This is a genomic window from Photobacterium sp. HL06 (assembly GCF_059552575.1).
The window spans coordinates 1,499,511-1,514,037 of sequence record NZ_CM183915.1; the positions used below are offsets into that span (position 1 = coordinate 1,499,511).

Consider the following 14,527-nt stretch of genomic DNA (forward strand, 5'->3'; position numbering starts at 1 on the left):
ACGCTATGATTAATAAAATTTTATGTAAGAACATCTGCAATCACAGATAACAGCGCCATCTCGTTGAAATTGTTCAACTGTTACAAAATGGCACACCTGCACTGTGACAACATGGAACAGTTAATCTATGCACTCATTTGTTGATACCCCCCAACAGGACTGGCTGGAACAGTCTTGGTACCGTAGCCAGATGGCCGGGCTTGAAGAACAGCATGCTCCCGAGCATGTTCGGCTCGACCGAGAGCAGTTGGCACAGCGACAATACCGCGCAAAAAAATTAACCGCTGCAGTTGAACAGTTGGCCGTGCCTTTGTTCAACCAGATGTTTGCAGGTACCAATAGCCGCCTGTTACTGACTGATTCGGAAGGGGTGATTATCGGTGCATGGGGGCAATCACGGTTTGAACAACGCTTGACCAGTATTGCCCTGGAATCGGGTGTCTGCTGGCAAGAGAGCCTTAAGGGTACCAATGCCATTGGTACGGCCTTGGCCGATCAACGTTTTGTGGCAGTGATCGGTGATCAGCACTTTATCCGCAAGCATCGTTTCATCAGCTGTTCGGCAGGCCCGGTTTTTAGCCCGTCAGGTGATTTACTGGGGGTGCTGGATATTACCAGTGAGCAACAGGTGCACTCTGAGCAGACGCGCTTGTTGATTCAGAATATGGTACAGCTCATTGAAAACAGCCTGTTGTGCCAGGTGCCCAATGGCAAAATACGGGTTGATTTGGCATTTGATAAACAGTTGCTTACTAGTGGTTGGCAGGGCATTGTTATTGCAGACGAAGACGGGCATGTGGTGGCGCATAATGCTGTTGCTGCCCGTTTGCTGGATCAGCAAAAAATGCTGGGGTGCCATATTGATTCCTTGATGGATAATCCACTGCAAACAGTAAGCCGCTCGTTGGTGCCTTCCGGCGGGTTGGTGTTCAGTTGCCAGCCGATCCAGAAAGCCTCCCCAACGGTCAAAAAGTCTGCAGTCTATTCGCCGTCGTGTCCGCTCCATTATGGCGATAGCCGAATGGAGCAGGCGTGGCAACAGGCCTGTAAGTTGATCAATAAAGATGTCAGCTTGCTGATTTTGGGTGAAACCGGGGTCGGCAAGGGAGAGTTTGTCAAACAGCTACATAGTCATAGCCAGCGTCATGCCGGCCCGTTAGTGGCGGTGAATTGCGGGGCATTGCCGCAAGATTTGATTGAGTCTGAATTATTTGGCTATGCCCCGGGAGCGTTTACCGGTGCCAGTAAACAGGGGTACCAGGGCAAGGTACGCCAGGCAGACAAGGGCATTTTGTTCCTCGATGAGATTGCTGATATGCCGTTGGCGGCTCAGTGCCGATTACTGCATGTGCTGCAGGAAAAAGAAGTGGTGCCGATTGGTTGTAATCAGCCGACAAAAGTTGATATTCAAATAGTGGCCGCGACCCACAAAAATCTTGATGAGCTGGTGGCACAAGGATTGTTCCGGCAAGATCTGTATTATCGCTTGAACGGACTGATCCTGACATTGCCCGCGCTTCGCGAGCGTCAGGATAGCGAGGCTCTGATTGCGGCTATCCATAGTAAACACCGCAGCGGTGAGCAAGTAGTGTGTGATCACCTGATGAACTTGCTGACAGCTTATCACTGGCCGGGCAACATCCGTGAGCTGGACAATGTCTTGCGGGTGGCATCGCTACTATCAGACGATGCCGAGCAGCTTACGCTTGGCCACCTGCCACAGCATATCGCCGAACCATTATTAAAGCTGCCTGCAAAGCTTTCGTCAGAGGCCACAGAGGCAAAAGATCTCAGAACAACAATCTCTGATACCCTGCTTGAGACCTACCGTGCCAACAAAGGCAATATCAGCAAGACGGCAAGGATGTTGGGCGTCAGTCGAAATACCTTATATCGCAAGCTCAAGAAACTGGGGGTTAATTAATCAACCAAGTTGCTCACTCAAATAATCAACCAATAGCCGGACTTTAGGCGATAGGTGGCGGTTATGTGGGTATAGTGCCCAAATCCCGTCATCACTTTCGGTAAATTGGGTCAGCAGCGAAAGCAGCTGGCCGCTGTCGATATACTGTTGGACGTAGTAATCCGGCAACTGAACAATCCCGATCCCCTTCAGTGCCGCGTCGGTAAGGGCATGGCCGCTGTTACAGCGCAGGTTGCCTTTGACCCGGATATTGCGTGGCTTGCCATTTTCCTGGAAACGCCAGTAATCCAATGTGCCTTGCAGGCAGTTGTGCTGCTCTAGCTCAGACAATGAATAGGGTACGCCATAGGTAGTCAGGTACGCTTCAGACGCACAGACATATTGGGTACGCGAACCGAGTCGTTTAGCCATCATGCTGGAGTCCTCCAGCTTTCCGAGCCGGATTGCCAAGTCGAATCCTTCATCAATTAAGTCGATTTTTTGGTTGGACAGTTGCAATTGGACTTCCAGCTCCGGGTATTCCAGCGCAAAGTTGTTGATCAGCGGCGCGATAGTGCCTTCCCCGTAGGTGACGGGGGCAGTCACTTTCAGCCTTCCTCTTGGTGAGCTTTGCAGGTTGCTGATGGCCCGCTCTGCTTCTTCCAATCCGTCGAGAACCTGCCGGCAGTGTTGGTAATAAGTACGGCCAACATCGGTGACTGACACTTTGCGGGTGGTACGGTAAAACAGCTTGGCGGCAAGCCTTTTTTCTAACGCACTGATCTGGCGGCTGACCTGAGCCGTTGATATTCCTAACCTTTTTGAGGCCGCGGTAAAACTTTCAGCCTCAGCGACAGCGACAAATTCGCTTACACCTTCCCAGTTAAACATTGCTACTACCACGTAATAATTACCTGCGATTGGGTTGGATTATCGATTAAATGGCAATAAATGCAAGGGATTTACAGGCGATGAGCTGTCGATATAGTTTCTCTGTTTAAGGTTTGATTATTACCTATGTGTAAAAGTTATTTGTAATTTGTCAGGATTATCATCACCAGTGAAGTCAATATAATGCACCCCATCGAAACGGAACACACCGTTCGCAGATTATAAAAGACTGAAGATAGGAAAAAGAAATGACCGCACAAACACTTAAATCACGCGCTGCCGTTGCCTGGGGCCCAGGCCAACCACTGTCAATGGAAGAAGTTGATGTGATGCCGCCGCAAAAAGGTGAAGTACGCATTCGCATGATAGCAACGGGTGTTTGCCATACCGATGCATTCACACTATCTGGCGATGATCCTGAAGGTATCTTCCCTTGTATTCTTGGCCACGAGGGTGGCGGTATTGTTGAATCTATCGGTGAGGGTGTCACCAGTGTTCAGGTTGGTGATCACGTTATTCCGCTTTATACCCCAGAGTGTGGTGAGTGTAAGTACTGCAAATCTGGCAAAACCAACCTGTGCCAGAAAATTCGTGAAACACAGGGCAAAGGCCTAATGCCAGACGGTACAACCCGTTTCTCAAAAAATGGCGAGCCTATCTATCACTACATGGGTACGTCGACATTCTCTGAGTACACGGTACTGCCAGAGATCTCACTGGCGAAAGTAAACCCAGAAGCGCCACTTGAAGAGGTGTGCCTGCTTGGCTGTGGCGTAACCACGGGAATGGGCGCTGTGATGAACACGGCAAAAGTGGAAGAAGGCGCAACAGTGGCGGTATTCGGCCTGGGTGGTATTGGCCTGTCAGCCATTATCGGTGCTGCAATGGCGAAAGCGAGCCGTATTATTGCGATTGACATTAATGAAAGCAAGTTCGAACTGGCACGTAAGCTGGGTGCAACCGACTGCGTTAACCCAATGAATTTCGATAAGCCTATTCAGGACGTTATCGTTGAGATGACTGACGGTGGTGTTGATTATTCATTCGAATGTATCGGTAACATTAACGTGATGCGCTCTGCACTTGAGTGCTGCCATAAAGGCTGGGGTGAATCTGTGGTGATCGGTGTTGCCGGTGCCGGTCAGGAAATCTCAACCCGTCCGTTCCAGCTGGTAACGGGTCGTGTATGGCGAGGTTCTGCATTTGGTGGTGTGAAAGGCCGTTCTGAGCTTCCTGAATATGTAGAGCGTTATATGAAGGGTGAGTTCAAGCTTGATGACTTCATTACTCATACTATGGCACTTGAAGATGTTAACGAAGCCTTTGATCTGATGCATGAAGGTAAGAGCATCCGTACTGTACTTCACTTCGATAAGTAATTACTCGCTTATATTTCAGTTCCCTCGAATGAGGGGACTGAACCGTGCCGAGGGGCATTAAGATGACAATTGAAAATATCAGTGTAAACAAGAGCTTTGGCGGTTGGCACAAGCAATATAGCCATTACTCCAATACCTTGAACTGCACTATGCGGTTTGCCATTTTTCTGCCGCCTCAGGTAGCGTGCGGCAAGAAAGTCCCAGTGATCTATTGGCTCTCTGGCCTAACGTGCAGTGATGAAAACTTCATGCAGAAAGCTGGTGCACAACGCTTGGCAGCTGATCTTGGCGTTGCTATCGTGGCGCCGGATACCAGCCCCCGTGGTGACGATGTTGCCGATGATGACGGCTATGATCTGGGTCAGGGCGCGGGCTTTTACGTCAATGCTACTCAGGCTCCTTGGAACCGCCACTATCGCATGTATGACTATATGGTTGATGAGTTGCCACAGCTGATTGAGTCACACTTTCCGGTCAGCGAAAAGCGCTCAATTGCCGGCCACTCGATGGGCGGGCATGGTGCGTTGGTGATTGCGATGCGTAATCCCGAAAGGTATAAGTCGGTATCGGCATTCAGTCCGATCAGCCAGCCGGTGAACTGTTCCTGGGGACAGAAGGCCTTTATGGCTTATTTGGGGCAGGATCGAGAAAGGTGGGCTGATTACGATGTCAGCTTGCTAATGCGGAAAGCAAAACAGTATGTTCCTGCCCGGGTGGATCAGGGCGATGCCGATGAGTTTCTGGCCACGCAACTGATGCCCGAGGCTTTGTCTGAAGCAGCCCAAATTAACGGTTATCCGCTAGAGTTGCATCGGCACGAGGGTTATGACCATAGCTACTACTTTATTAGCAGCTTTATTGATCAGCACTTGCGTTTCCATGCGAAATACCTGAACAGCTAGTCTCTCGTTAATTTTGTTTTAATACTGCCTTTCCCGCCCGGCTTTTGCCCGGCGGGCTTTTTGCGTCTTTCCTTTTGTCTCTAACCTCAAAGCTTTCCCTCCTACTTTTTACCCACGCATATTAATGCAATTACTCTAATCCGTTAACTATCAACCACCTGTGGGTGTATATCTCTCGCTCGACCCATTCGCCGTATGAATAACAACCATTTGTTGGACAAAATAGTGCCCAGAGTCACAGACATGAAAGTGAGATATTGCTCGCAAAATCAAATCCGCTATATATGCGCGCGCACTTATAAGTAAATCCACAAATATAAAAATTAAGAATCACGGTGCCATTGCATCAAAATGCATTACCAAGGAAATATATGCACTTTAAATATTCATTATTAACCGCGTCGTTGGCTGCCGCATTAACCGTATCGGGTTGTGGTGGTGGAGAAGGCGGTAGCGAGCAACCCAAAAAGCCAAGCATTCCAGTTGGCGTTCCTCCAATTACCACTCCTGTTGTTGGTGGTGTTGTCATCACAACCATCGATGGTTATTTGAAAAATGCCTTGATCTGTTCCGATCTTAATGGCGATGGTGATTGTCAAGTTAACGAAATCATTACTGACATCAACGGTAATCTGGTTTTGACCAATGAAAAAGGTCTGCTGGATATCAAAGTCACGAAAGAAGTCGAGAACAACTTCAATAGCCATCCTGTTGTGGTAAAAATTCTTGAGCCCTATGCCGACTACAGTCAATTTGGTGTTCAGCCTGGTATTTATACCGTTGATATGGACCAACCCTATCAGGCCATGGGCAAGAGTGTTGTTTTCCGTGCACCAGCCGGGGCTAAAATTGCCAGCCCGATTACCGACCTAGTCGTTGCTGAAATGAGCAAGGGCAATGATAAAGCAGTCGCTGAAGCCAATGTCCAGGAAATGCTAAGTAGCTTGAAAGAGCCAGATAGTACTGCTGAAATTGACTTGTATGCCGATTATATCGAGGCAAAAACGGATACTGACGCTGATGACGCTGAAAAAGAGCTGGCCAGCAAGCTTCATAAAACAGCCCAGATTTTGACCGAGACCCATCACCAGACAAGTGATGAGATCGAGCTCGATGAGGTTATGGAAGATGTCGTGAGCAAAGTTGTCACCGAGGTCAACCAAACCAGTGAAGCCGACCTTAACAACCCTGACTATAAGCCGGTGGTTCCGGTTGAGAAGGATGAAGAAGGTAATGTGACCGTTGAGGCTCCGGTTGCCAACTATGTCGCCGTTGTTGATGACACTAAGCACGCACTACTTGTTGGAGAGCTTGAGAAACTTGAGCTAAATAACAAGGATGAATTTGCCCAAACAACTTCAGAAAGTGTAAAGGGGCTATTTAAAGACAGTGACTTGGATGAAGATACTTACCCTCGGGTGGACCTTACTACTGCTAGTGTAGAGTATCTGGCGGAGCATGGCATTTCAGTCACACTGAATGATAGTCAGCAGCTAGTGATCCGCAGTGATAAAGATGCTGAAGGTAATTCTATAGCCGAGGCAGGTGAGTACTATATCGAGCTGGCGTCAGAGGATATAGATGCAGATGGTGAGGTTGTTGGCCTAGTTAATACGTTGATTAAATTTAACGTAGCTGCTTTCCAGAGTGCGCCAGAATTAGATGCCTCTAAAGTCGAATTGCTTCAACAAGAAATCAATAAACTAGATCTTCATGAAGGTCAGTTTGTTGATGCCTTTATTAGTATTGAAAATCTGTTCACAGACAAGGATGGCGATTCGCTATCTTATACTGTTGCAGCAGGCAACACTGGCCTGCGTTATGAGCTTGTCAATTCAGATCTGAATATCTCTGGTACGCCTAATGTACCCGGTAGTTTTACCCTGACAATTACCGCTCGCGATGATGACAATAATCAGGTCGAAGCGAAAGTCACCCTGAAAATCGCTGAGAAACCGAGAAACCCGCTGTCGGATCTTCTTGTTGGCCTGAATCTGTATAGCTTCGAGGCTGAGGGAATCGAGCAAGGCAGCCCTAAGCTGAACTGCTGGGCAACTCGCCTGACGGATGATAACAAGGTTGTATATGCAGAGTCTTACAATGGCACCTGTCCGGGCGAAGGCGATATCGTTACACCAAAGGGCAGCTGGGAAATTGATGGTAACAACATCAAGGTGAGCCTCGACGAAGGTCTCACCGTGACTTGGATGCTAAACCATGATGCTTCCGGCGCTGCTACGCTACCACGGGTACACTTGAACGAAGTTACCCAGCAGGCAGCCATTGCCAAAGACGGTACTGACTATACGCTTGAGAGCGAAAACCAAAGCAAGCCAATTACTTTCTTTGTCGGCCAGCAAAGTGCCGAGGCATACTGGCAACAGTCAGAAGCCGAAGTCATCGTCAATGGCGAGCTAACCACAGTTGATGCACAAAGCAAGAGCCGTGCTGCAGTCATATACGAAGACGATTTCCTCGATGTTGATGTCTTCTTTAGTACAAGCTGTGAAAGCCTTGGTTTTGTTAAAGATGGGCACTCATCTGTTGATAATCCTAGCTATACGTTTGGCGAGAACATGGCCTATGAGTTCTATTTGCTGAACACCAAGTTTGAAAATGGCATGTATGGCCTACATCAGCAATCGGTACAAAGTAGTGTGGCTTTCGGGAACGACAGCAATACCGAGTGTGGTATCGATTTTGACTACCCAGGCTTCAGTTCTTCTCCGGCAGATATCAAACCGGGTGAGTCCGTCATGGTTTTCGCAGAGCCAACCAACAGGACGTCCAGCGAAGCGTTGATTATCAATACTCATGTTGTAGACCGTAACGAGAGCATTGAACCACAAGCCTCTTTATCGATTAATGCAACCGGTATCTATATTCCAATTGCTGAAGAGCTGGCTGTTGAGCGTTGGTATCGTGATGCACAAGGAAATATTCGGGCTGAACTGATCGAGTATTCCCCACTGAATGCAGAGTGGAATACAACACGACGTAATGATATTGAATTTACTGAATACGATGTCAAAGGTAATACGTTAGTTCAAGTCCTGGAATGGGAAATAAAATCCGGTAATACAGAGTATGATTCATTCACTGCCTGGACCGATGGCGGGCAGGTGATGAAAACTGTTTACGCAGGTGCAGAGAACACGACTGAGACCTACAGCTATGTCACATCTTTAGCGACAGCAAAAACAGCTGTGCTCAATAGCCGTGACACAATTATCACTGCAGCTGACGGGACCACGTTCGCGGTTTACAACCCTGTTACCCACATTGTAAAAGCCGCTGACGGGATCACTGTTATTGGTAGTTACGATTCAACTACTGGCAACATCACGACTGCTGCTGGGCAAGTTGTCTATCAACACGATCTTGCTACTGGGGTGATCACCGATGCGAGTGGCAAAGAAGTGGGAACTGTTAATGAGGACGGAACCATCGCTCCTCCTTCTGAACCGGATGAAGGTGAGAAGAGCGTACCTGTGGTTAACACAGAGCGACTGTCACAACTTCAGACAAGCATCGATGGCCTAGAGTTACAGGAAGGTCAATCTATCAATGCCTCCGTCAACTTTGCAGAACTGTTCACTGACGTGGACGGCGACAAGCTTACCTATACCGCTATTGATGGAAGTACAGGCCTTAGTTATGAGGTTCTAAACTCGGCACTAAATATTACAGGAACCCCTCAGATCTCGGGTAAGTTCACTCTAAAAATCGTTGCCAGTGATGATGATAGCAATCAGGTCGAGGCGTCAGTACAGCTCAATATCAAGGAGAAACCAGCAACCAGCAACACATTGACTGAGCTTCTTGTTGGTAAAGGTCTGTATCGTTTCGATATTAATGGGATCCGACAAGTTAATGGGCAGCTCAAGCCGAATTGCTGGATTACTCGATTCACAGAGGATAACAAGCTCTTTGTTGCGGACTCTGCTGATGGTACTTGTCCTATTGAGGATGGAACTCAATTAGAGATCAGTAGCTGGCAAGTCGATGGTGACAAGCTGGGCATTGGCGAAGATGGTACACCGCTATTGTCGCTAATACATGACGCATCTGGTGATACAAAGCTTCCCCGGGTGCATATGTATGAGAGTTACTCAAATGCCGTTATCGAGACGCTAGAAAGTGAGTATCAAAGCAAACCGTTTACGTTCTTTATCGGGAAGCAAAGTGCCGAGGCATACTGGCAACAGTCAACCGCCGAGGTGATCATCAACGATAAGCTAACTTCTGTTGAAGCTGAAAGTAAGAGCCGTGCGGCAGTTACGCATGAGAACGATATCTTGGATGTCGATGTCTTCTTTGATACAAGTTGTGAAAGCCTTGGCTTCGTTGCTGATAAACACTCATCCTTGGATAAGCCTAGCTATACGTTTGGCGACAACATGGCTTATGAGTTCTATTTGCTGAACGACAAGTTCGAAAATGGCATGTATAGCCTTCGCCAGCAATCAACACAAAATAGTGTGGCATTCGGAAATGACAGCAATACCGAATGTGGTGTCGATTTTGACTATCCTGGTATGAGTTCCTCTGTGGCAGATATCAAGCCGGGTGAATCTGTTGTGTTTTATGCAGAACCTGCCGATAACAGCGTCAGCGAAGAGTTCATCATCAACACCTCTGTGATCAGTCACAACGACACTATTGTTCCGAAAGCATCTTTAGCGATTGATACTACTGGCATCTATATCTCAATCCAGGAAGAGCTGGCAGTTGAACACTGGTATCGCGATGCAAACGGTCAGATCCAGGCAGAGTTGATTGAGTATTCTCCATTGACAGAATCGTGGAATACAGCGCCACGCAATGACGTTGAATTGACTGAATATGACATCAACGGTAAGTCGTTGGTTCAATACTGGGAGTGGGAATATACACAGTCAGGTGAAACGAAGTATTTCGCGTCTACTGTCTGGACTGATGACGGCCAGACAATTAAAGCGCTAAATGCAGGTGATGGGGAGACCGTCTGGAGTTACCCGTATGCTACCTCTTTAATGGCGGCACAGACCGAGTTGACCGAAGGCCTTAATAGCAAAGATAAAATTATCACTGACGCAGATGGAACCTCGATCGCAGTCTATAACCCTGTCACTTTCATTGTAAAAGCCCCAGATGGCAATACTGTGATTGGCAAATATGACCCACTTAGCGGCGAGGTGTTTGATGCAGCCGGGAAGCTGGTCTATCAGTATAACTTAGCGACAAGGGTAATTACCGATGCCAGCGGTAAAGAAGTCGGCTCCTTGAATGAAGACGGCACTATCACCCTTCCTTCTGACCCCGATGGTGGCGATGGAAATAATGGTGGTGATAATACCGGCATCATGACGCCTGACCAATTTATATCGCATGGCGATGTTACAGAAACAGAAACGATCACCGTTCAATCAACATCAGGTCCAACGGTTGTCACGATTAATAGCGATGTCACTGTATTTGGCAACCTAACGATTAAAGATTCACAATAATTTTAGATTTAAGGATTAAAACAATGAAAAAAACAATTCTATGTACAGTGATCGGTTCTGTTTTCTCACTGAATGCATCTGCTGCCATTCTTAATGTGCAAGGTGAAATTCAAGTTAATGGTACAACAGCGCTATCAACGGTAAATCTGAATGACTATATGGCGCCTTCTGGTACAGTGCAAACTTATACCTCTCATGGTTGTATCTATGCCTATAATGGTGAGTCTTCTGAACCAGATTGTGGCACTTTTACTAAAACAGTAACAATTACCACTGGTGACGGAAATTATTTTAGTGAAGACGAGGTTGTAAAAGATCACCATGGTGACCTCACATTCCGTAATACATTTACCCGCAATGGTACTCAACTTACCGATAATGGTGAAAGCCGCTCGAAAGGATATGAATATACACAGGAACCAGATAACTGGGTTAATGCTAGTGGAGAACCTATTATTATCAATGGTATGCCTGCGTATGAAGGAATGCAGTATCAAGAGTGCGATGATCAGGGATGTGGTGAGTTGTTAACTTGGTACCCAGATTTAGATAACGGTGATAAAAACTTGGGGGGTACCAAATATAAAAATACGGTTTCTGTCAATACATGGAACCAATCTTGGACTGGTGTTGAATTAACGGCACGAAACTATAATTCAATTGTTATGGGTGTTCCATCAGCATCACTTTGGGCAAATACAAATTTTAACAATACATCGGAACACTGGAGAGAAGTTGAAGGTGTGAGGGAGTCTGAAGATTACCCGGTAAATGATGACTCCTCGGACGGTGTATACAATGACACTTTCACTGTAGTTGGACAGATTGCCGAATATAATGGTCATAAAAATTGTATCGCCATTGAGAGAAAGGGTGATTACAAAATTCAGTGTGCCAATGTCGGAGTGGTGTATTTCACTGAAGGAAATAAGTGGGGCGGTGGCTTTAATAGTGGCTACAAGGAATGGATGTTGACTAAATAGTAAGGTTTATCTTTCATAACTAAAAAAGGCGACTTCTGAGTCGCCTTTTTTATATGCTGTCGATCGGACTGTTATCTGCCGGATTAATTCAAGCTTAGATAAAGCGAATCTTAACCGCCTGTAGCTTATTCGCCGAGTCATCCATAATGAACTCAACCAGGCTGCCAGAAACAGGCTGACAATTGCCATTCACATTGGCGACATCAAAGCGGATATCTCCACCTAGATCGCAAGTGATCAGGCCAGTTTTGTCTTTAGAGTTGAAGCTACGGATAATACCGGTTTGTGAAATCATAGTGCTTTCCTTATTTGCCCAAACAATGCTTTAAGAGCGTTATGCTTGTGGCTATCAAATTGAGTAGATAATTTTGTTCCGCGCACGTCAGGTGGCGGTTGTTATCGTTTTAACTCATTGACCTTTATCTATTTACCGCTACGAGATCACCCTACTCAATAGCGCATCACTGCATGGTCGATTGCAACGATACCAAATAATTATTTATCTGAACCAATCAGAGCGGTTCAGGCAATTTGGTATACACGACGGCAGTGGAAATAAATCATGTATATGATTTTTTTTGAGGTTCTTCTTTACAGCAGGCTTTGGCGAGAAGCTAGGAGTGTGAAGTGTTCTTCGAAAATCATTTTTCAGGTCTGAGTTGCAGACAACAAAACACTAAACATAAATTTGTCCGCTGTAAACATCTTTCTTGCAAATAAATGTGATGCAGATCGATGAATGTTATGGTTGGTGATAGTAAGGTGTTGATTTTATTGGTTTTTGACTGCGTCGAAGTGAATTCGATTTTTTATATTTAGCTTGAAACTATAAATCGATACCCTCTTTCAGACCGGATCACTCGCAAGATTCTTGCTCAATTTTTTCGAACAACACCTCTCAAAATAGGTTATGGAGTGTGAGCAGTGTCACACCTATGATGAATATCAACACGCAGACAGCCGCAATAAAGGGATTTTGTTGCGGCTGTTTCGTTATTAAGCGATTAGAATCTGTCATAGGCAGCAAGTACAACATTTATCGATGTCTCACTTTTAAACTTCCTGAGTGGTTTATTGGCCAAACGTCTGACTATACTGATTGCAAGTATTCACCCACCATCAAAGGAAGGATGACATGATGAGCACAACCTACTTGGTTACGCCAGACATCACACTCGTGTTGTCATCTTGGTACAATCAAGACTTCCGTCTATCCTACGATTTCCCGTCTGCATAAGCCTTTTAACGCATCTTGCGTTTTCTTGTGCTTGTTCATCAACAAGCCAACCCAATAACACTAACAGCGCAGCCTTTGGCTGAATATCGTCGTTGGTAATTTGTTGAACCCGTTATGGATTCTCACTACCTGTAAGAAGCACTGCAGAACATAACGGTTGCTTATGAGGCAATATCTATGAAACGTATTCCAGAACCTTTTCGCATCAAAATGGTTGAGTCGATCCGCATGACCAATGAAGACGATCGTCGCGAGGCTATCATCGAGGCAGGCTACAACCCGTTTATGTTAAAAAGCGAGGATGTCTATATTGACTTGCTGACTGACTCCGGCACAGGTGCCATGAGTGATGTGCAGTGGGCTGGCCTGATGATGGGAGATGAGTCCTATGCCGGAAGCCGAAACTACTTCAATCTGTGTGATGCTGTGCAGCATTTCTTCGGCTATAAACTGACCGTACCAGCACATCAGGGGCGTGGTGCCGAGCAGATCTTGTTTCCGTGTTTGATAGAGCGGATGAAAACCGTACGTGGTGGCGATAAACCGGTATTTATTTCCAACTACCATTTTGACACGACCGCAGGTCACATTGAACTCAACGGCGGCAAGGCGCTCAATGTACTGACCGAGAAAGCCTTTGATACCGACACCTATGAAGACTGGAAGGGCAATTTCGATCTCGATAAGCTCGAATCCACTATAGAGCATTACGGCTCGAAAAATATCGCTGCCATTATTACCACTGTGACCTGTAATAGTTCAGGTGGTCAGCCCGTGTCGATGGCAAACATGCGGGCGGTGTACGAGATTGCGAAGAAGAATGATATTCCGGTGGTCATTGACTCTGCCCGTTATTGTGAAAATGCCTACTTCATCAAGCAGCGCGAGTCGGGCTATGAGAACAGCTCGATCCTCGAGATCATCCGTGAGATGTACCAATATGGCGATATGTTGACGATGTCGGCAAAGAAAGATCCTATGGTCAATATCGGCGGCCTATGCTGTATTCGTGATCATGAAGAATTATTCCAGGCCGTTCGGACCCGTTGTGTACCGATGGAAGGCTTTGTGACCTATGGCGGCATGGCTGGGCGTGACATGGAAGCATTGGCACGCGGATTATATGAAGGTGCTGATGAAGACTTCCTGCACTACCGGATCAGCCAGGTTGAGTATCTTGGCGAGCGGCTCCGTGAAGGTGGTGTTCCTATCCAGTATCCGACGGGCGGCCATGCGGTGTTTGTCGATGCTAAGAAGATCCTGCCGCATATTCCGCCGGAGCAGTTCCCTGCCCATGCGTTGTGTAATGAGCTCTACCTTGAAGCGGGTGTTCGTGCCGTAGAAATTGGCTCGTTGTTGCTGGGTCGTGATCCAGAAACAGGCAAGCAGAAGGAAACGCCACTGGAGCTTATGCGTCTGACGATCCCGCGTCGGGTCTATACCAATGATCACATGGACTATATTGCTGATGCGTTGATTGCGGTATGTAAGCGTGCTCAAGAGATCAAAGGACTGACGTTTGAATACGAGCCGCCGGTATTGCGACACTTCACGGCCAAGCTCAAGCCGGTGGAGTAGGCCGTTAATCTTGAGTATGGCAAAGCGAGCACTGCGACTGCGTCATGCTTCAGGCTGACACCACAAGATAGGCAATGAAATCTAAGCCTCAGCTTATACCAATTGGGACAAGCTGGGGCTTTGTGTTATCAGGACAATCTGCTCTACGGAAAGTTGTCACATTTT

8 protein-coding genes are annotated in these 14,527 nt (G+C 46.8%); 6 read left to right on the forward strand and 2 right to left on the reverse strand.

What is annotated here, in order from left to right; genetic code table 11:
• The first annotated feature begins 127 nt into the window (after nt 1-127).
• On the forward strand, nt 128-1,924 hold the full coding sequence (locus AC51G0_RS24800) for a sigma-54-dependent Fis family transcriptional regulator (RefSeq protein ID WP_496302231.1): 1,797 nt from the start codon (nt 128-130) through the stop codon (nt 1,922-1,924).
• Here the strand turns inward: AC51G0_RS24800 and AC51G0_RS24805 are convergent, their stop codons facing one another.
• Complete coding sequence (locus AC51G0_RS24805; protein WP_496302232.1) at nt 1,925-2,794, reverse strand: LysR substrate-binding domain-containing protein; 870 nt, start codon at nt 2,792-2,794, stop codon at nt 1,925-1,927.
• Nucleotides 2,795-3,042: 248 nt separating this feature from the next.
• Here AC51G0_RS24805 and AC51G0_RS24810 point away from each other — a divergent pair, with 248 nt between their 5' ends.
• The 4 genes from AC51G0_RS24810 (at nt 3,043) to AC51G0_RS24825 (ending at nt 11,547) form a co-directional block, all read left to right on the forward strand.
• Nucleotides 3,043-4,173: an S-(hydroxymethyl)glutathione dehydrogenase/class III alcohol dehydrogenase gene (locus AC51G0_RS24810; RefSeq protein WP_496302233.1), complete on the forward strand. Its 1,131-nt coding sequence runs from the start codon at nt 3,043-3,045 to the stop codon at nt 4,171-4,173.
• Between the two features lie 62 nt (nt 4,174-4,235).
• Nucleotides 4,236-5,075: an S-formylglutathione hydrolase gene (gene fghA / locus AC51G0_RS24815; RefSeq protein ID WP_496302234.1), complete on the forward strand. Its 840-nt coding sequence runs from the start codon at nt 4,236-4,238 to the stop codon at nt 5,073-5,075.
• Between the two features lie 371 nt (nt 5,076-5,446).
• Nucleotides 5,447-10,564 carry a putative Ig domain-containing protein gene (locus AC51G0_RS24820; protein ID WP_496302235.1) on the forward strand — a complete coding sequence of 1,706 codons (5,118 nt, stop codon included), beginning with the start codon at nt 5,447-5,449 and terminating at the stop codon, nt 10,562-10,564.
• 23 nt (nt 10,565-10,587) lie between these two features.
• A complete protein-coding gene (locus AC51G0_RS24825; protein WP_496302236.1) occupies nt 10,588-11,547 on the forward strand; it encodes a hypothetical protein in 960 nt (319 codons plus the stop codon).
• 94 nt (nt 11,548-11,641) lie between these two features.
• Here AC51G0_RS24825 and AC51G0_RS24830 read toward each other — a convergent pair whose 3' ends face one another.
• The gene (locus tag AC51G0_RS24830) at nt 11,642-11,842 is read right to left on the reverse strand and encodes a hypothetical protein (protein ID WP_496302237.1); all 201 of its coding nucleotides are present in this window, start codon (nt 11,840-11,842) and stop codon (nt 11,642-11,644) included.
• A gap of 1,119 nt (nt 11,843-12,961) precedes the next feature.
• Between AC51G0_RS24830 and AC51G0_RS24835 the strand changes: the two genes are divergently transcribed.
• Nucleotides 12,962-14,362 carry a tryptophanase gene (locus AC51G0_RS24835; RefSeq protein ID WP_496302238.1) on the forward strand — a complete coding sequence of 467 codons (1,401 nt, stop codon included), beginning with the start codon at nt 12,962-12,964 and terminating at the stop codon, nt 14,360-14,362.
• Nucleotides 14,363-14,527 lie beyond the last annotated feature (165 nt).